Consider the following 19,537-nt stretch of genomic DNA (forward strand, 5'->3'; position numbering starts at 1 on the left):
CTATTTAATAGACGACAAAATCTACGAAACACAAAATTATGAGATTTGTAAAAAAGATGGAAGCGGGTGGAAAAGTTAATTTATTCCGTATTTAGATCTAATTTTTCAGAATGGACATGTAGATTGAATACCTATATAGATAAAAATTCATGACTCAAAAAGAAGTGGTCAACTTGTATTTATCACAAATCAGTTCAAAATTTACGATTAATGCTATATCATTGACTATTAGGATTACTTAAGAGGATTAAGGACCTTTTTCAAGAGGCCTTTCGTACTTGCTTTCATCGGGTTTTGCCAAAGTATAAGGCCATTTAATGACGAGACATTAAACCTAAAAAAACGCCCAACTAACAAGTCGTTAGTTGGGCGTTTTTATGTCGTCTGATTTCGAAGATCAATGCTCTATTTCTCAGTGTAATTATAAAGCTTGTGATGAAAAAGATAACTAGCCGTCTGGTAGTAGGTGATAGCATCCTTTAATTCCTCTGGATTCAATTTTGTAGCACTTGGCTCTTGGTCATTTATCAAGTATGCCTCAGTTCTCTTGGTTGGTAACTGAACGGTTAATTGATCATTGCGCAATAAACCAATCTTCTGATAAGTTCCCAATAAGGCACGATTCGGTTTATCCAATAGAATATCTTTACCAAAAAACTTAGAGGTATAGTCCATATTTAATAATCCCAGAATGGTTGGGGCAAAATCAATCTGCGATGATAGTGTATTGATTTCAGCTGCAGGAATGATCTCAGGAGCATAGATAAATAGTGGAATATGATATTTTTTGACAGGCAGTGATGTTTTTCCTGCACTCGAAGCACAATGGTCAGCAACAACTACAAAAATAGTGTTCTTAAACCAAGGATGTTTCTTGGCATCGCGGAAGAACTTTGCAATAGCGTAATCGGTATATTTTACAGCACCTTTTCTACCTGAATGCGAAGGAATATCAATCTTACCTTCAGGATAAGTATAGGGGCGATGATTTGATGTGGTCATGATAAAATTATGAAAGGGTTTCCCATCTTTATAAGCGCTATCGGCTACCTGAATGGCCTTGGTAAATAGGTCTTCATCACAAACGCCCCAGGCATTTTCAAAGGTGATCTCATCATCTGAGAAATTCTTGTGATCGATAATATCGTAACCACTATTACCAAAGAAATAGTTCATATTATCGAAATAGCCATTCCCTGCATAAATAAAATTGGTTGCATAGCCCTTCGACTTTAAAACATTCCCAAGGGTGAACATGTTCTCGTTATTAGGACGCTTTACTATGGAAAAACCAGGTGTAGGTGGTAAGGAAAGGGTTAAGGCTTCCATACCGCGAACGGTACGCGTTCCTGTCGCATAAAAATTAGTAAAGAATAAGGATTGCTGAGCAATAGTATCCAAATTTGGTGTGATGTTGGTCTCGGTGTTACCAAAATGCGTTAAAAAGGAAGCACTCAAGCTTTCAACCGTTATTAGCATCACATTATACTTCTTGTCCACGCCAGGATAAGTAATCTGACGAGTCACGTCGAAAACATCATCGCTCACAAACTCACTGTTTGAAGTTTTTAGCAAACTGCGCAAATTGGTAAAGGCCTCTTTCTCATCCATGTCTTGATAAAAAGCTTTATAATCCAATTCATTATTGATAAAGGCAGCAAAAATCTGATAAATACCATTATGTGCCAGTTCGTTTGAATAGCTGTTGTCTGCAACTTCTGCCGTACTTTTATCAATAGAATAAAAGGCAAGAATTGGCAGCAAGCATAGGATTAAACTGTATTTTAATCGTGAAACAAAACGTGTTTCAGAATTAATAGTTTTATCAAAATGCTTTTTAACAATGGCAAAAATACCAGCTGAAAGCAATAGCATACCCAAAATAATAATTGGCATTGGGTAAGATTCGCGTATGTTTGCAATTACCTCGTGAGTATAGACCAGATAGTCAACGGCTATGAAATTATAGCGAACGCTAAATTCCTCCCAGAAGAACCATTCTCCAATACCTGAAAACACCAGGATTCCGATCGTAATAATAAAGAAGACATAGGAAACCCATTTATGAATCTTTGTTCTATATATGCGGCTAGGAACTAGTAATAGATAAAAAACAAAAGGTACAATAAAGTAAGAGATGGTTACCAAATCGTAAAACAAACCATAGGCGTATATCTGCAAGAAATGGACGAAACTAGGATCCGCATTTTGAAAATCGGTAATCAGTAGGATAGTCCTGATAAGAAAAGAAAGCGATAGAAATATAAGGCTGAATAGGATAAGACCACCATAGCGCGTCTGCAGAATATTTTTGATTTTCATTTCTGTAAATTTTGAATTTGAATTTTAGATGTGACAAAATAACTTAACAAATCTAACAATAATCTAACATGCATAGAAATGAAACGCGAATAAGTGTATAAAATTGTTATTTGATTTTGTGAAGTTCTTCTTTATGTACTCTTAAGTCTTAGGTATAATATTGTGGAGGTGAGCTGCTTAAGTCGTGCTGTGTGTGAGACGTTTAGATCGAATATCATTTCGTTTAAATATATAGGAAATACTTAAGAGAGTCTCTGACTCCTGCCAACCAATGGCCTTATTTACCAATGTGTGAGAATGACTCGTTTGTCTTCTGAGATTTACAATTCAAATGGATCGTTATGTTTAATTAGTCCTTGTCAGTCAGATCGTGAGACCCTCTAATAATTCCACTTTAACGATAGTAATCAACGTTTGGTAATTTTCTCAAGAGTCCATTTTATATCATTTATGAACGGATATTTACGGTATGGACATGAATTTATACGGCAATTGGGACACAAATCAGAATAACAGGCATCGGTATGAATTGTAAAATCAATTTTGTCCTTAAAGTGTTCTGAAATTGCTGCTATGACTAGATCACTCTCCTTATGAGCAGTGGCAATATTTATATACCAGGGCAGTGTTAAATCACAGTCGATATGATAGGCATCGCCATATTTCACTAATTTCAGGTTATGAATGTCAATCCATTTATCTGACTTATTTTCCCATAAAATATCTCTGACCTTTTCGAGTATTCTAAAATCGGCTTGATCCATTAAATTCGATGTAGTTTCTTTTAATATCTTATATCCGGTATAGATGATGATTGAACCGAAGGATATGGCTATGGCACTATCAAGCCATGCCCTTTTAGTTATTAATAGAAGGATTAACCCAACAACTAAACCAATGCTTGAATAGGTGTCAGACTGCAAATGTTTACCTCCTGAAATTAAGGCTATTGAATTGAGTTTTCGTCCAATTTTGATACTGTAATATCCCAGAATGTAATTTATAAGTCCCGCTATAGCAACAATAAGAATTCCAATATCTAATTGTTGTATTTCGCCAGGGTAGAATAAACGTTTTAAAGCCTCGAAAATAATTATTAAACCAGCAATAATAATTAATATACCTTCGATAGAAGCCGAAATAGCTTCTATTTTTCCATGCCCAAATGGATGATCTTCATCCCGGGGTTTTAAAGCAACACTGATACTATATAGACTAATAAAACCTGTTAAAACATTAACTGTACTTTCCATCGCATCCGTTAATATTCCTACCGAATTAGTCAGGTAATAGGCTATGAATTTACCTACAAAAAGAATCACCGTAACAAAAACAATTCTTCTTTGAGTAGTTAATTTTATTTTATCCTGATTTAATTCCATCATATCATGATTAAGTCTTCCATACAGATCAATTAATTTATGTATAGACCGGTAAAGGTTTGCCTATCCATAATATAAGCTTGATGCACTTATTTAAAGGTAATAAAAATCCCCCTCAGCAATTAAGCTAAGGGGGATAAATCTATATGTTGTGGGTTTACTTATACATTTCTTCGCGAAGGGCTTTAATCTTATCGCTAGAAACATAGTCATCGTAATCCATCAATTTATCTATGGTTCCGTTAGGTGTTAACTCAATAATACGAGTACTAACTGTTTGAATGAATTCGTGGTCATGAGATGACATCATAATTGTACCACCATAGTTGATTAAGGCATTATTAAATGACTGAATCGATTCAAGATCCAAGTGGTTAGTTGGTGTATCTAAAACCAAAAGGTTGGCATTTTTCAACATCATTCGTGAAATCATACAACGAACTTTTTCACCTCCTGAAAGAACATTCGATTTTTTGAAGATATCCTCACCTGAGAATAACATTTTACCTAAATAACTTCTTAAGAAGATCTCAGAAGTATCTGGTGAGTATTGAGCTAACCAGTCTTTAAGAGTGATTTCACCATTAAAGAACGAGTTGTGATCAACAGGTAAATAAGCAGGAGTAATTGTCACACCCCATTCGAATGAACCAGAATCTGCTTTGGCTTCGTTATTGATGATATCAAACAATGAAGTCATAGCACGTGGGTCACGAGAAAGGAAAATGACCTTTTCACCCTTTTCTATTGTGAATTCAACATCCTTAAATAGAATATCGCCGTCAATTTGCTTACTTAATCCCATGCAAGAGAAGATCTTATCTCCAGCTTCACGTTCCTGAGGGAATATGATACCAGGGTAACGACGAGTCGAAGGTTGAATATCATCAATATTCAATTTTTCAATCATCTTCTTACGAGAAGTCGTTTGCTTAGATTTGGCCACGTTAGCAGAAAATCGCGCAATAAATTCCTGAAGTTCTTTCTTTTTTTCTTCAGCCTTTTTGTTTTGGTTAGCCTGTTGACGTGCAGCCAATTGAGAAGACTCGTACCAGAAAGTATAGTTACCCGAGAACATCTTCACCTTACCAAAGTCGATATCTACAATATCAGTACAAACTGAATCTAAGAAGTGACGGTCGTGAGAGACTACAATTACGGTATTATTGAAATTAGCAAGGTAGTTTTCTAACCACATCACTGTTTCAAGGTCAAGATCATTGGTCGGCTCATCCAGAAGCAAGTTATCAGGATTACCAAAAAGAGCTTGAGCCAAAAGCACACGCACCTTTTCTTTACCACTCAATTCCGACATCATTTTGTAATGAAGTGCCTCCTTTATACCCAAACCACTCAATAGTTCAGCAGCATCACTTTCAGCATTCCATCCGCCCATTTCGGCAAACTCTTCTTCAAGCTCAGAAGCTTTAATACCATCTGCTTCAGAAAAATCTGGTTTAGCATATAGGTCATTCTTTTCTTGCATAATTGCCCACAGCTCAGTGTGTCCCGCAACTACAGAATCAAGTACCGTGAATTCGTCGAATCCATAGTGATCCTGTTTTAATACAGCCAGACGTTCGCCTGGTTCCATAGCAACGCGACCCGATGTAGAATCTAGGTCACCTGAAAGAAGTTTTAAAAAAGTTGATTTACCGGCACCGTTGGCACCTATGATACCGTAACAGTTTCCTGGAGTAAACTTTAAGTTAACATCCTGAAAAAGTGTACGCTTACCAAACTGAATGGATAGATTTGAAACTGTGATCATTAAACGAAAATCTTTTATTTTAGCTCTTATGTCTCCAAATAAGTAGGAGAGAGGCAATTAAAAACATATATGCCAGTCCTCTGCGAATGAAAGAACTGTCAAAATAGAATTGTGTTTCTGCTTTAAAATCACCCTTTTACGGGATATTGTCAACTCACAGAAAATCATCAATTATCAGTTTGCGAAATTAATAATAATAGATTAAAATACAGCATATCTGAAAAAAGAATTTTGATAAGCTTATTAGAGATAAAAATAGGTATTTGAATCATCATCCAAACTAACTTGTTTTTAAAGTACTAAGGGCTATTTAGCTGTATGTTCGAATTAAGTAAGGTTATTTTTGGTTAAAATATTCTATATTTGTTGGTCAAATTTTGAGAAATCAAAGGACATGCACGATCTTTAGGTTTTAATTAAGAACTGGCAGATCAACTTATTAAACTGTAATTATTTTTAATTGTTGAGATAGACGATATCACGATTGTGGTGATTACTTGATTTAGTCTGAGAAAATCACACTGAATATCAATAAACTATCTCATAGCTAAAATATTCTGAAAATGAAGTTATTAGAAGGAAAAACAGCGATTATTACCGGAGCTTCTCGCGGTATTGGTAAAGCAGTAGCAATTGAGTTTGCAAAGCAAGGTGCTAATGTAGCATTCACCGATTTATTTTATAATGAAGCAGCTCAGGAAACTGAAAAAGAAATCGCTTCATATGGTGTTAAGGCCAAAGGTTATGCTTCAGATGCAAGTAATTTTGCTGACACAGATAAAGTTGTTGCTGAAATTGTTGCTGAGTTTGGTGCTGTAGATATTTTGGTTAACAATGCGGGTATCACTAAGGATACTCTATTGATGAGAATGACTGAAGAGCAGTGGGATATGGTTATTAATGTAAACCTTAAGTCTGTATTCAACTTCACTAAAGCCGTTCAGCGTACCATGTTGAAGCAGCGTAGCGGATCTATCATCAATATGAGTTCTGTAGTAGGTGTTAGCGGAAACGCTGGTCAGTCTAACTACTCGGCTTCTAAGGCTGGTATCATTGGATTCACTAAATCTGTTGCTAAAGAATTGGGTTCTCGAGGAATTCGTTCTAATGCTATTGCTCCAGGATTCATCATTACTGAGATGACAGGACAGCTTCCTGAGGATGTGGTAAAAGAGTGGGCAGGTAAAATTCCTTTGAAAAGAGGTGGTACACCTGAAGAAATTGCACAAACTTGTGTGTATTTAGGTTCTGATCTTTCTTCATATGTTACTGGTCAGACTATTCACGTTTGTGGTGGTATGAACATGTAAATCTTAGGATTGACAAAATATTAAGGAGGGTTGTCGATTGGCAATCCTTTTTTTTATGAACTTGCATTTCTATAATGGAATACATAAAACACATAGAATGAAAAACTATATTTACGAATTAAAGCTAAAAGTTCGCGACTACGAATGCGATTTGCAGGGTGTTGTGAATAATTCTGTTTATCAGAATTATTTAGAGCATGCCCGTCATGAATTCCTAGAATCTGCCGGAAATAATTTCAAAGCCTTGCATGAAGAAGGTTTGGATGCTATGGTTGCTCGGGTTGAAATAGATTTCAAAACCTCATTGAGTTCGGGTGATGAGTTTGTTGTGAAATTGAATATCGACAGGGATGGACCAAAGCTGATTTTCCATGAAGATATTTATCGATTATCAGACAATAAACTTTGTGCAAAAGGTAAAGTGTTTACGATTTGTTTAAAGAATGGTAGACTGACCAAGGGTGAAATCTTTGATAAAATATTTGCTAAGCATTTAAACTAGACTGCATTTTTTTTTTGCATAAAGGCATAGTAAGCTCTGTGATTACCATTCTTTCCTGGGATGGCAATATTTTTCAGATCCAGAATATGGAACAAGGGCGAGAAAAGTTTTTGAATTTCATTCGGATTTGAGAAATAAAGAACCGATCCCGTTGGAGTTTCACGGAATTTCCCTTTGCCTTCAAAATAATCATCTTCTTCGTTAAAAGCGATAGTAAAGTAATAAGCATTATCATTAAGTAATTTCGCTACATTCCTGATATACATCTCAATTGATAGTAGTTCTTTATCTGCAAGCTTTTGAGCTTTTTCAGTAGCAACACTAGAAAAATCGATTCCTGTCATTTTAAAGCCCATTTTTGACAATATTCGCGAGTAATTTCCTAAGCCACACCCAATATCTATGGCACGACATGCTTTAATTTGTTTATTTTTTATTAGATCATAAATCGAAGTAGGTAGTTCTAGGGAATTCCATGGAATACTCTCGGGAGCTTGCTCACCATATATTTGATCGAATCGTTTGCTTGATTTATTCATTTTATAAGAATTTGATTATCTGTTTCCTATTTGATTTAAGCATTTGTAATAGCTAAATCCTTCAAATTACGAATTTGATTACTTGTTAATGTTAAGAGATATTATCTATATTTGTTCGGTTTGATGATTTTTATTAAGACTTGATAAAATCAACTGCTAAATAGCTATACCTTAAAAATATTTTAGACTAAAACAGATGAAAAAACTAATTATAAATACAGAATTGTCCTATTTCAGGAAGTGGACAAGACAATCCTACTACATTTTTAGGAGCATTAGTAAAGAGTGTGTTATTTCTTCACTACTTGTGACTTATTTTTTGGTCGCAATGCCAAAAGAATCTTTTGCTCAGGCTGATACTGTGCTAGTAAATAACAATCAAAAGCTTGATGAAGTCGTCGTCAGTGCTCAACGAGCCTCAGTGACTTATTCTCAGATGGCTCGTGTCGTCACGATTATGGACAAGGCTACTATTGAGTCTGCTCCGGTTCAAAGTTTACAAGATTTATTGGAGTATGTTTTAAATGTGGATGTGCGCCAAAGAGGTAATCATGGGGTTCAGGCCGATGTGAGTATTAGAGGGGGTAGTTTTGACCAAACCATGATTCTGCTCAATGGTGTGAATATCACCGATCCACAGACGGGTCATTTGAGTTTAAATCTTCCTGTGGATATCGAAAGTATAGAGCGAGTGGAGGTTTTGCAAGGACCTGGTGCTCGAGTATATGGTCCCAATGCTTTTAGTGGAGCCATCAATTTTATTACAGGGACTGAAAACAAAAATAAACTAAAGGCAAATATCTCAGCCGGTGAAAATGGCTTTTATTCTGGATCAGTCAATACAACTCTAATTACGGGGAAATTGAAGTCATATGTAGCCTTAGCTCATAAGACAAGCGATGGCTATATTGAAAATACTGATTTTAGAAATTCAAATGTCTTTTATCAAGGACAACTCTCAACAGAGGTCGGACTTTTAGATCTGCAGTTGGGATACAATGAAAAAGCTTATGGTGCCAACTCATTTTACACGGCATCTTTCCCAAATCAATTTGAAGAAAACAAAACCTCTTTTGCCAGTTTGAGATTAACGACAAATGGTAAAGTAAAAATGACTCCTAATATTTATTGGAGACGTAGTCAGGATAGATTTGAGTTATTTCGAAATAATCCAGCTTCTTGGTACCAAAATCACAACTATCACTTGACCGATGTTTATGGAACAAGCATGAATTTTGCTTTTTCATCGAGTCTGGGAAAAACAGCAGCAGGCTTTGAGTTCAGATCTGAAAATGTGTGGAGTAATGTTTTAGGCGAGTTGATGGAAAAACCGATGAAAGTGCCTGGTGAATCAGGTGCTTTATTCACTAAAAATCACACACGAACCAATTTGAGTTACTTTTTAGAGCACAATGTTTATCTTGATCGATTCACATTCACGGCAGGAGTACTGGCTAACTGGAATTCGGATTTAGATAGAAGTTTCAGCTTCTATCCAGGTATGGATGTCAGCTATCAGTTGACTGAGACTAGTAAATTATATGCCTCTGTGAATAAGTCATTGCGTATGCCAACCTTCACCGATTTGTATTATGTAGGACCAACCAATATTGGAAACACAGACTTGGATCCTGAAAAAGCAACCACTTACGAAACTGGACTGAAATTTAATAAAGCATGGCTAAAAGCGCATGCTGGAATATTTAGAAGAGAAGGACGAAACATGATTGATTGGGTTAAAGCCAATTCAGAAGACAAGTGGCAAGCTCAAAATATTACGGAGCTGGATACTTGGGGAATCGAATTTTCTTCGAATATCAATATCCAATATCTCGTAAATGAAGATTTCTTTATTAACGATCTTTCCATCAAATATGCTTATTTGGAAATGGATAAGTCGTCTAGTGAATTTATCTCTCGTTATGTACTCGATCAGTTGAAACATAAATTGAATATATCTCTGAATCATAAAATTTATAAATCATTGGGTGCATCCTGGCAATTTGCCTGGCAGGATAGGAATGGTTCTTATACCTGGTATAATAAAAAGGATCTAAGTCAATTCGAAGAACGATCATATCGTCCATTCTGGTTGGTGGATTCAAAACTGTACTGGCAAAAGCCAACATATACGGTCTATCTTGAAGCAAGTAATTTATTAAATCAGGATTATTACGATATGGGAAATATTACCCAGCCTGGTCGATGGATTCGAGCTGGTGTGAAACTAAATATCGATTTATAAGTCATTATTTGAGCTTCAAAAAAAAAGTTAAAAGTCACCTTCGGGTGACTTTTTTTTATTTTGCTAATTTCCAAACTTTGCTTATCTTGAGTGCAGAAAACCACCACCTTAGCTATTGAAACCTCCAATTGGGCACTATTCATAGTCATATGAATAATTTGAACCAATACATAGCCCATGTTTGATCTTGATAAATGGCAAGAAATTTACGAAACTATCCGTAAGAATAAACTTCGCACCATACTGACCGGATTCAGTGTATCGTGGGGGATTTTTATGCTCATTATTTTGCTAGGTTCAGGTAATGGTCTTCAAAATGGGGTGGTGAATCAATTTAAGGCTGATGCTGAAAATAGTCTTTGGCTTTATAGTGGACAAACCAGTATGGCCTTCGCTGGCATGCAACCAGGTAGGCGTGTTCAGTTTACAAACGAGGATTATTCCCGAACCAAACAATCGGGCTTGGATGTGGATAAGATTAGTTCTCGTTTTACCATTAGAGGAAATAATCTAATAAGCTATAAAACAGAGTTTGTCAATTACACCATTGTGGCTGTTCATCCCGATACGGAAACACTCGAAAATACAACTAGTTTAAAAGGTCGATTTCTTAATGATATTGATGTTAAGCAGTACCGAAAAGTGGTTTCTATTTCTACTGTTGTTGAAGATGCCTTGTTTAAAAAAGAAGAGCCTGTTGGAAAATATGTCAAAATCAATAATATTCCTTTTCAGGTTATTGGAACCTTTACGGATCATTCCGAAAGAGATCTTCAGCGTGTTTATATTCCCATCTCTACAGCCCAACGTGTTTTTGACGGTTCCAATAGAATTTCCAATATGTCTTTTACGACACAAACACATGATATTGAAGAGTTAAAGCAAATGGAGAAGCATTTGATTAACACCTTTGCCGCTCGCCATAAGTTTGATCCCAAAGATAAACGTGCCATGTTCATTAATAATAATATGGAGAATTATCAGCGAACTATGGCTTTATTTGCCGGAATTCGTCTGTTCGTTTGGATTATCGGCTTAGGGACAATTATTGCTGGTATTGTGGGAGTTAGTAATATCATGATTATTGTCGTTAGGGAGCGTACCCGCGAGATTGGTATTCGAAAAGCCTTGGGTGCAACACCATTTTCTATTATTTCATTGGTTTTGACCGAATCCATATTAATCACTTCCGTTGCAGGATATGTTGGTCTTGCAATGGGAGTCATCCTATTGGAGATCTTGGCTCCGCATACTCAGATTGAATTTTTCATGAACCCTTCGGTAGATCTTCGGGTGGCTTTTAGCGCAACCGTCTTATTGGTTGTGTCAGGAGCAATAGCTGGATTTTTCCCTGCAAGAAAAGCGGCTTCGATTTTACCGATTGAAGCTTTGGCCGATGAATAGGATGATTTAAAGTTAGATAAACGCAATACTCATAAATACAATCACAATGTTTGATAAAGATAGGTGGACTGAAGTTTATATGGCTCTCAAAAGTAATAAGTTGAGAACTTTCTTGACAGCCTTTGGTGTTTTTTGGGGTATTTTCATGCTCATCATTATGTTGGGCTCAGGTAAAGGGCTTGAGAATGGTGTTTATTATGGGATGGGAGATTTCGCCACAAATTCTGTTTTTATCTGGGCACAACCAACCAGCAAGGCCTATAAGGGTTTTAAGCAGGGTAGAAGCTATCATTTCAATAATGAGGATACCAAGGCTATTCTGGATAATATACCCGAAATCAAGCTTCTGGCACCTAGAATTGAGGCCAGAGGAGGTAATGCTAATAATAATGTTGTAAGAGGGCTTAAAACAGGTGCCTTTAGTATTCTGGGAGACGTACCAGATGTAGATAAGATTGATCCTGTCAATATGTATGATGGTCGTTTTTTGAATGATATTGATCTTTTAAAAAACAGAAAGGTGGCTGTGATAGGCAAACGTGTGAATGAGGTGCTTTTTGAAGATGATGATGCAGTTGGTCAGTATATCAAAATCAATGGTATTTTCTTTCAAGTTATTGGTGTATTTCATTCCATGCACTCACAAGGCTGGGGCGAATGGCAGGATCAATGCGTGTTTATTCCATTTACGACTCTTCAAAAAACTTACAATTATGGCACACGAGTCGGTCATTATTCAATTACATCCAAAGATAATTACACGGCCAGTTATGTGGAAGATAAAGTTAAAGCCTTATTGAAGCGACGTCATAAAATTCATCCTGATGATGAAAGGGCCATTGGTTCTCACAATGTTGAAAAGGAGTTTGTCAAGATCAATCAACTCTTTATGGGCATTTCTGGTTTGATCTGGATTGTGGGAATTGGCACTCTAATGGCGGGTATTATTGGTGTTAGTAATATCATGCTTTTTATTGTGAAAAAGCGAACCAAAGAAATAGGAATTCAAAGAGCTATTGGTGCATCACCATCCATGATCATCAGTTCGGTGATAACTGAATCTGTGGTGTTGACTGGCTTGGCAGGCTGGGTTGGCTTGGTGATAGGGGTAGCCTTATTGGAGATGTTGAGTTTGGCTATTGAAAAAAGTGGAGGTGATCAGCCTATGTTCACACATCCCGAGGTTGATTTCAAATTAGCAATCATGGCTCTGGGTATTTTAATTCTGTCCGGCATATTAGCTGGAATTATTCCTGCCAAACGAGCCGTCAGTATTAAACCGATTGATGCCATAAGAGATGAGTAATGGAAACTGCTCTTGATATTTGATTTTTTTTTAAAGGAATGAAACGGGTGTAGATGCGAAAATGACTTTCGTGATTTGCATCCGTTTATTTTTTTTCTCATTCGTAGTCGAAATTCACTCAAAATTTTAAATTAGGCAGGAAAATTCGAATTCCCATCTGCTTGTTTAAGCATGGTGAACTTAACAGAAAGCCAATAAATACTTGATTAGCTAGACTTAGGCTATCTTTTCAAAGCCATTTAACTGCTGGAGAATTTCATATTTTTACAGAACCGAACATTAGGCCAGGTTTATCTCTATATAAATCCAACAAACTTCACACAAGAAAAGATTTTTCTGCCAATTAAGAATTGAATGAAAATTCTGCTCCAGCCTCTTTTTATCCTTTTGCTTATTTTGGAGGAGCGAGTTTTTTTTTATTTCAGTATGATTTTCTAGGGGTGATGATAATTCATTTTTTGGATACAAATGAACGTCCCCTTTCCTAATTGAAGGGAAATTAAGCTTGAAATGGCCATTTCCTACTGATTTTATCTAGATGAGACTAATTCGCAGGGCTAATCTAATAAAAGAATTCTCGATTAATACATTGATTTATAATGGTTCTGTGTTTTTTTATTGCTTAAGAAGCCTTCTGAGATTCACATATTTAATTAGTGATGTCCAGCAGGGCATATTTTTTACAATTGTCAATGGATTTTAAACTGGATAGGACAGATATTTGTGAATTTGACAGTTTACAAATTGTAATTAAAAAAATAAATTTAAAAAAAACACGCCCATCACAAATGTAAACAATAAGAAATAGGTAATTTTATTGGTGGTTTACAGAAGTTATCTGTTAGCAGGTGCACAGGTTAATACATTTGTGAATATTTACAATTTATTTCCAAAACTAAACACGGGCGTCTGTTTACTTATGGAACGTAAAACCACAGTTTCTAAATACGCTATAAACACTAAAACTTAAATCACAAAACCAGTTATTTAAAAGCTTTATATTAAGTAATACTTTAATCAAAACTTCACATAGGTAACATATGTTTACAATCCAGACTATTTGGGATATCAACAACCTAGTAGATAGTTTTATAATCAGACATTTATGCCTATTTTCGTGTAATTTACTTCAATGTAGTTAAATGCAGCTGTAATATCTGTTTACAGAGCCTATAATCCCCTATATATTCATAGTCTAAAGGACTAGTTAATGAATTGTTTAGCTCGTAGATCCATAGAGCCTATTCATACTGATTTCTCTATCTTGTTTACATACTCATCTGTAAACATCTCTAATAAATAGGGCGTATCTGAATAGAATGATCTCTATACTAAACACCTTTCACTGTAAGTGCAATTTTAGGATCAATAATTGGTAACATTTGTAATAAACATGACTGGTAAACAAAGTTACTTATGTGTATTCAATCCATTGTGAAATGTAAATTATTCGTTTTGATTTTTGTAAATTTTAAATTACATTTGTACTGAAGCAAGAATTAACAATTGTAACAAAACTATAAAGAAGAATATTCTGCTCTTCTTTGATTTATAATCGCTTATATATGAAAGATAGAATCAATCAATTACTCAACTCTGAAGGGCTTAGTGCTTCTAGATTCGCCGATATCATTGGTGTACAGCGCTCTAGTATGTCTCATATCTTATCCGGCCGCAACAACCCTAGTCTAGACTTTATACAGAAGATTATGCGCTCTTTCCCTAATATAAATGGGGATTGGTTAATATCTGGCAGTGGTGAGATGACTAAAAACCAAGATTCACCTTCCTTATTCCAGGAGGTGATCAAAGAGGAAGATCCTGCCCCCTATCAGAGCAGTCAGCCGCCTAAACTCAAAAAGGAAAGCCCTGAAGTCACTCAAAATAAGGCCGATCAGATACCAGATCTAGATATGTCTGCTTTTTTATCGGGCAAAAAGATTGAAAAGGTTGTCGTATTCTATAGCGATAAGACCTTTAAAGAATACAATCCGGCTTAAACAGACTCCCAATATGTTACTTTGTAAGTGCCTTTAGCCTTAGATTTCCTTCTAGGGCTTCTTTCTTTGTCTGCGATTAAGCTTCGCTTGTTTTGAATCACTTTAAAGTCTCTTTATGGGCTTATTTCGCTTTGTGCAAGCGATTTTTTCACTTATCTTTGAGCTCGATTTACTATTAAACAGCATTTGATGCCTCTAAAGCTCTTATGCTTCCATTTTATACCCTTAAAAAAGTATGAAGAAACTAATTCAGGACTTTGAACTTGTTAAGTACGAAGAACTCAATTGTGAGCATTTTGTGCTCGACATCAAGGCTAACGAGCCTTTACCGGAGATTCTGCCAGGTCAGTTTGTTAATGTGAGGGTCGATAATAATAACTCGGTTTTCTTACGACGTCCGCTTTCTATTCACAATGTAGATTACGATAGAAATGTGATTCAGCTCTTTGTGAAGCGCATTGGTGAAGGAACCAAGTCCTTAGGTAAGCTTAAAATTGGCGATAAGTTGAGTGTGGTTTACCCTTTGGGAAACTCTTATTCTATCCCTAAAAACGCTAAAACACTCCTGATTGGTGGTGGTTGCGGAGTCGCTCCCTTACTTTATCTATCTAAATTCTTACATGAAGCGGGTAATGAGGTCACCACCATTTTGGGTGTTCGTTCCTCTTACGATGCTGTAGGTTTAAAGGCTTATGAGCCCTATGGACGTATTTTAGTGACTACTGAGGACGGTTCTCAGGGTGAGAAAGGTTATCCAACCCAACATTCTGTTTTAGAGAACGAGAGCTTTGATTATAGCTTCACTTGTGGTCCAGAGCCAATGATGAAGGCTGTAGCGGCTTATTCTGAGTCTAAAGGTATTTCCTGCGAGGTTTCTCTTGAGAATACTATGGCCTGTGGCTTTGGAGCTTGTTTGTGCTGTGTGACAGACACAAAGAAAGGTAATAAATGTGTATGTACTGAGGGCCCTGTCTTCAATATAAAGGACTTGAAATGGTAAATTTAGAAGTAAAACTTAAGGACCTGGTTTTAAAGAACCCGGTCATGACAGCATCAGGAACCTTCGGCTTTGGTGAAGAATTCGCTGATTTTATCGATTTAAGCGATTTAGGGGGCATTATCGTTAAGGGAACCACCAGACATCACCGTGAGGGAAATCCTTACCCTAGAATGGCTGAAACGCCTTCAGGCATGTTAAATGCGGTGGGACTTCAGAATAAGGGGGTTGAAAACTTCTGTCAGGACATTTACCCTCGAATTAAGGACTACCAGACCAATGTGATGGTGAATGTTTCGGGTTCGGTGATAGAGGATTATGTGGAAACAGCCGCTATGATCAATGAACTGGAGCATATTCCGGGCATTGAGCTTAATATCTCTTGTCCCAATGTGAAAGAAGGTGGTATGGCCTTCGGAACCTCATGTGCTTCGGCTGAGGAGGTTGTTCGTGCGGTCCGTCAAGTTTATAAGAAGCATCTTATGGTGAAATTATCACCTAATGTAACCGATATTGCTTCCATTGCTAAGGCTGTTGAGGGACAAGGAGCTGATTCAGTTTCCCTAATCAACACGCTTTTGGGTATGGCAATCGATGCTGAGACTCGTAAACCTCTCTTATCAACGGTGACAGGTGGTCTTTCAGGCCCTTGTGTGAAGCCCGTAGCCCTTAGAATGGTCTGGCAGGTGGCTCAGGCGGTTAAGATCCCTGTGGTTGGCCTGGGTGGTATCATGAATGCCAAGGATGCTATCGAGTTCATTCTGGCAGGTGCAACAGCCATTCAAATTGGTACAGCCAACTTTATCGACCCTCAGGTGAGTGTGAAGATTGTCGAAGGGATAAAAGAGTATATGATTCGTCATCAGGTGAGTGATATCAATGATTTAATTGGTGCTATCAACCTGAAATAAAGCAACATGATTGATTAGGGAATTATTTCTTTAATCAAAAGAAGTATTAAAGATTTATTTCTCTATTGAATGATTAATAGGTTTACAGATGTGATTACAGCTGTAAACCTATTGTTTTTATTGGCTTTATTCGCTTAATTTGACTCTTCTAAGAAATTAGAATACTGATTTTAAACTCGACTCATATTCAATATGTTACACGGTCATGGCGACGACGCCTACCTTTATAAACACATTATTAAAGCCAATTTCTCGACGAATATCTGGTATGGTGGCAGATCTGAGGATCTAAAGGCCTTTATTCAAGCGAATTGGGATAAGATACATGCTTACCCTGAGCCTGCAGCTGAGAGTCTTTGCGACTTAATTGCTCAGGATCTGGCTATTGATACCGATCAGGTACTAGCATGCAACGGGGCCACTGAAGCCTTTTACTTGATTGCACAGGCTTATCATTCAAAGACTTCGACGATTATCATCCCGACTTTTGCTGAGTATGAGGATGCTTGCTTGGTCAATAAGCATCAGCTTAAATACCTTAATTGGGCCGACCTGAAAGCTACCACCCTCTTTTCAGAAGGTCTGGTTTGGCTTTGCAACCCTAATAATCCGGATGGTCGCGTTATTGAGAAGGCTTTTCTTGAATCTCTTCTTATAAACAACCCTAAGAGCACTTTTGTGGTGGATGAAGCCTATATCGACTTTACTGATGCGATTTCATCAGCAATCGATTTGATTGATGAGCACCCCAATTTGATTTTGGTGAAGTCATTGACCAAAAATTTCTCCATACCCGGCCTGAGATTGGGCTATTTGATCGCAAACAGGGCTAGGGTACAGAATATCCGATTTTTCAAGCCTCCCTGGACGGTTAATTCCATCGCAATTGAGGCTGGAAAGTACATTTTACAAAGGAAACAGACTTTTCTGCCTCCTGTAAAACAGTACAAGTCAGACCAGAAGGATTTTGCCGAAAAATTGGCTCAAATTCCCGGTCTTAAAATATGGCCTTCAAAAACCTCCTATTTTTTGATCGAACTAGAGAAATCGAGCGCTTCGGAGCTTAAAAAGCACCTCATTTCTGAATTTGGCTTGCTGATTCGTGATGCAAGTAACTTTCGAGGACTTAGCGACCAATTTATTCGTGTCGCCACCTTATCCGAAGACAAAAACCAACTTTTAATAGACGCACTGACTCAATGGAGCAAATCGAACTCATAATACTACCCCTTATTATAGGCTATATCTTGGATCTCATATTGGGAGATCCTCGTAATTTACCACACCCCATTGTGGGTTTTGGCAATATGATCAGTTTGGGAACTGAAAAACTCAATCATGGGAAGTATTGCATATTAAAGGGTGCTTTTATGAGCTTGAGTTTAATTCTGATGATTTACTCATCCTTTTACTTTCTTTCCATTCTGATCTTGGGCTGGGAAAAATGGGCTTTCATCCTATTTACCTCTGTTTTTGTCTTTTATGGCCTGGCCAATCGCAGTCTTCTTCAAGAAGGCTATGAGGTCTTTAAACAGCTTGAGGAGAAAGGCCTGGAGGCTGGTCGTAAACGCTTGTCGTGGATTGTTGGTCGTGATACCAAAGGGCTTAGCGAGCAGGAGATCCGCCTGGCTGTATTCGAAACCCTGTCAGAAAACCTTTCGGATGGTGTGGTGGCACCTCTCTTTTATTATGCGGTGGGTGGTTTACCGGCCATGATGGCCTATAAGATGATCAATACCCTGGATTCCATGATTGGTTATAAAAATGAGAAATACCTGTACTTTGGTCGGGTTGCGGCTCGTATCGATGATGCCGCTAACTTTATTCCTGCCCGTATCACGGCCTTTTTGATGGTGCTTGTGAGCCTGAGTTACAGAGGCTTTATCTTCATATTCCGATACGGTCGATCACATACCAGTCCCAATGCAGGTTATCCGGAATCGGCACTGGCTGGCATTCTGAATTGCCAATTTGGTGGCGCCCACGATTATGGTGGCGAATCGGTTAATAAACCTTTTATTGGTGAGTTGAATCGAAAGATTGAGAATTCGGAGATCAAACGTATTGCTTATATCAATCATGCGGTTTGTTTGGCAACGATTATCCTGATCACCGCTTTTTACATGGGCATCAATCTGCTAGTCAAATAGATTGATTAGCTTTAAGACTCTAAATCATTTGCTTCTCTTTACAGACTAGCAAGCTAAGCATATTATTATGATTCATCTTATTACAGGCGGTCAACGTTGTGGAAAAAGCGAATACGCTGAGCAATTGACCCTTGAACAATCAAATAATCCCATCTATCTGGCAACATCTCGAGTTTGGGATGATGGACATCGTGCCCGTATAGAGGCTCATAAGGCCCGTCGTGGTCCACAGTGGGAAAGCATAGAGGAAGAAAAAGCATTAAGTTCTCACGATTTTTCGGGAAGATTGGTTCTTCTAGACTGTATCACCCTTTGGTTAACCAATATCTTCTTTGATAATGGTGAGCAGGATGAGAAGAGCCTGGAAGAAGCTAAAGCAATATTGGATCAAATTCTTTCTCAGGATTGTGATTGGATCATTGTCAGTAATGAGGTTGGTCTGGGTGGACATCCGGGTAATGAAGTGGCCATGCGATTCAATGATTTACAGGGGCGAATCAATCAATATATTGCAAAAAAAGCGGATCGGGTGAGCCTGGTGATTTCGGGCATTCCAATAGAAATCAAGTCAATTTAACATTATTTAGTATAATAATATCTAATTAGATGCTTATTAAAGTTCGTTCTGACCTAGAATTCATTATTTTGTTGGATTAAACAAAATAACAAGAACGTGTTAATCGTTTCTTTCATAGTCC

15 protein-coding genes are annotated in these 19,537 nt (G+C 37.2%); 11 read left to right on the plus strand and 4 right to left on the minus strand.

Going from position 1 to position 19,537, the window contains the following annotated elements; all coding sequences use genetic code 11:
- Positions 1-405: 405 nt before the first annotated feature.
- The 3 genes from DWB61_RS05405 to DWB61_RS05415 all read right to left on the minus strand — a co-directional run bounded on the left by DWB61_RS05405 (position 406) and on the right by DWB61_RS05415 (position 5,475).
- Positions 406-2,322 (minus strand): LTA synthase family protein, encoded by a 1,917-nt coding sequence (locus DWB61_RS05405; protein ID WP_125029877.1) that lies wholly within the window; start codon positions 2,320-2,322, stop codon positions 406-408.
- A gap of 407 nt (positions 2,323-2,729) precedes the next feature.
- A complete protein-coding gene (locus DWB61_RS05410) occupies positions 2,730-3,704 on the minus strand; it encodes a cation diffusion facilitator family transporter (RefSeq protein ID WP_125029878.1) in 975 nt (324 codons plus the stop codon).
- A gap of 157 nt (positions 3,705-3,861) precedes the next feature.
- On the minus strand, positions 3,862-5,475 hold the full coding sequence (locus DWB61_RS05415) for an ABC-F family ATP-binding cassette domain-containing protein (protein WP_125029879.1): 1,614 nt from the start codon (positions 5,473-5,475) through the stop codon (positions 3,862-3,864).
- Positions 5,476-6,038: 563 nt separating this feature from the next.
- Here DWB61_RS05415 and fabG point away from each other — a divergent pair.
- Entirely contained in the window at positions 6,039-6,785 is a 747-nt protein-coding gene (fabG, locus tag DWB61_RS05420) for a 3-oxoacyl-[acyl-carrier-protein] reductase (protein ID WP_125029880.1), read from the plus strand.
- 97 nt (positions 6,786-6,882) lie between these two features.
- Entirely contained in the window at positions 6,883-7,287 is a 405-nt protein-coding gene (locus DWB61_RS05425; RefSeq protein WP_125029881.1) for an acyl-CoA thioesterase, read from the plus strand.
- Here DWB61_RS05425 and DWB61_RS05430 read toward each other — a convergent pair.
- Positions 7,284-7,826 (minus strand): class I SAM-dependent methyltransferase, encoded by a 543-nt coding sequence (locus DWB61_RS05430; protein ID WP_125029882.1) that lies wholly within the window; start codon positions 7,824-7,826, stop codon positions 7,284-7,286. The genes DWB61_RS05425 and DWB61_RS05430 overlap by 4 nt on opposite strands.
- 196 nt (positions 7,827-8,022) lie before the next feature.
- Between DWB61_RS05430 and DWB61_RS05435 the strand changes: the two genes are divergently transcribed.
- The 9 genes from DWB61_RS05435 (at position 8,023) to DWB61_RS05475 (ending at position 19,416) form a co-directional block, all read left to right on the plus strand.
- The gene (locus tag DWB61_RS05435) at positions 8,023-10,071 is read left to right on the plus strand and encodes a TonB-dependent receptor plug domain-containing protein (RefSeq protein ID WP_125029883.1); all 2,049 of its coding nucleotides are present in this window, start codon (positions 8,023-8,025) and stop codon (positions 10,069-10,071) included.
- Positions 10,072-10,248: 177 nt separating this feature from the next.
- Positions 10,249-11,475: an ABC transporter permease gene (locus DWB61_RS05440; protein WP_125029884.1), complete on the plus strand. Its 1,227-nt coding sequence runs from the start codon at positions 10,249-10,251 to the stop codon at positions 11,473-11,475.
- 46 nt (positions 11,476-11,521) lie between these two features.
- A complete protein-coding gene (locus DWB61_RS05445) occupies positions 11,522-12,781 on the plus strand; it encodes an ABC transporter permease (RefSeq protein WP_125029885.1) in 1,260 nt (419 codons plus the stop codon).
- Between the two features lie 1,565 nt (positions 12,782-14,346).
- Positions 14,347-14,781, plus strand: coding sequence for a helix-turn-helix transcriptional regulator (locus tag DWB61_RS05450; protein WP_125029886.1), 435 nt, complete (start codon positions 14,347-14,349; stop codon positions 14,779-14,781).
- A gap of 235 nt (positions 14,782-15,016) precedes the next feature.
- Positions 15,017-15,781 carry a dihydroorotate dehydrogenase electron transfer subunit gene (locus DWB61_RS05455; RefSeq protein WP_125029887.1) on the plus strand — a complete coding sequence of 255 codons (765 nt, stop codon included), beginning with the start codon at positions 15,017-15,019 and terminating at the stop codon, positions 15,779-15,781.
- A complete protein-coding gene (locus tag DWB61_RS05460) occupies positions 15,775-16,689 on the plus strand; it encodes a dihydroorotate dehydrogenase (protein ID WP_125029888.1) in 915 nt (304 codons plus the stop codon). The genes DWB61_RS05455 and DWB61_RS05460 overlap by 7 nt, the downstream gene beginning before the upstream one ends.
- Positions 16,690-16,881: 192 nt before the next feature.
- Positions 16,882-17,910: a pyridoxal phosphate-dependent aminotransferase gene (locus tag DWB61_RS05465; RefSeq protein ID WP_125029889.1), complete on the plus strand. Its 1,029-nt coding sequence runs from the start codon at positions 16,882-16,884 to the stop codon at positions 17,908-17,910.
- A complete protein-coding gene (gene cbiB / locus DWB61_RS05470; RefSeq protein WP_125029890.1) occupies positions 17,889-18,839 on the plus strand; it encodes an adenosylcobinamide-phosphate synthase CbiB in 951 nt (316 codons plus the stop codon). The genes DWB61_RS05465 and cbiB overlap by 22 nt, the downstream gene beginning before the upstream one ends.
- Positions 18,840-18,906: 67 nt before the next feature.
- Entirely contained in the window at positions 18,907-19,416 is a 510-nt protein-coding gene (locus tag DWB61_RS05475; RefSeq protein WP_125029891.1) for a bifunctional adenosylcobinamide kinase/adenosylcobinamide-phosphate guanylyltransferase, read from the plus strand.
- Positions 19,417-19,537: the final 121 nt, after the last annotated feature.

Origin of the sequence: Ancylomarina euxina (genome assembly GCF_003863355.1) — a bacterium.
GTDB classification, from domain to species: Bacteria; Bacteroidota; Bacteroidia; order Bacteroidales; family Marinifilaceae; genus Ancylomarina; species Ancylomarina euxinus.

Coding starts and splice junctions, on each gene's coding strand:
- DWB61_RS05405 (WP_125029877.1), bottom strand. CDS start 2,322: ATGAAAATCAAAAATATTCTGCAGACGCGCTATGGTGGTCTTATCCTA.
- DWB61_RS05410 (WP_125029878.1), bottom strand. CDS start 3,704: ATGGAATTAAATCAGGATAAAATAAAATTAACTACTCAAAGAAGAATT.
- DWB61_RS05415 (WP_125029879.1), bottom strand. CDS start 5,475: ATGATCACAGTTTCAAATCTATCCATTCAGTTTGGTAAGCGTACACTT.
- fabG (WP_125029880.1), top strand. CDS start 6,039: ATGAAGTTATTAGAAGGAAAAACAGCGATTATTACCGGAGCTTCTCGC.
- DWB61_RS05425 (WP_125029881.1), top strand. CDS start 6,883: ATGAAAAACTATATTTACGAATTAAAGCTAAAAGTTCGCGACTACGAA.
- DWB61_RS05430 (WP_125029882.1), bottom strand. CDS start 7,826: ATGAATAAATCAAGCAAACGATTCGATCAAATATATGGTGAGCAAGCT.
- DWB61_RS05435 (WP_125029883.1), top strand. CDS start 8,023: ATGAAAAAACTAATTATAAATACAGAATTGTCCTATTTCAGGAAGTGG.
- DWB61_RS05440 (WP_125029884.1), top strand. CDS start 10,249: ATGTTTGATCTTGATAAATGGCAAGAAATTTACGAAACTATCCGTAAG.
- DWB61_RS05445 (WP_125029885.1), top strand. CDS start 11,522: ATGTTTGATAAAGATAGGTGGACTGAAGTTTATATGGCTCTCAAAAGT.
- DWB61_RS05450 (WP_125029886.1), top strand. CDS start 14,347: ATGAAAGATAGAATCAATCAATTACTCAACTCTGAAGGGCTTAGTGCT.
- DWB61_RS05455 (WP_125029887.1), top strand. CDS start 15,017: ATGAAGAAACTAATTCAGGACTTTGAACTTGTTAAGTACGAAGAACTC.
- DWB61_RS05460 (WP_125029888.1), top strand. CDS start 15,775: ATGGTAAATTTAGAAGTAAAACTTAAGGACCTGGTTTTAAAGAACCCG.
- DWB61_RS05465 (WP_125029889.1), top strand. CDS start 16,882: ATGTTACACGGTCATGGCGACGACGCCTACCTTTATAAACACATTATT.
- cbiB (WP_125029890.1), top strand. CDS start 17,889: ATGGAGCAAATCGAACTCATAATACTACCCCTTATTATAGGCTATATC.
- DWB61_RS05475 (WP_125029891.1), top strand. CDS start 18,907: ATGATTCATCTTATTACAGGCGGTCAACGTTGTGGAAAAAGCGAATAC.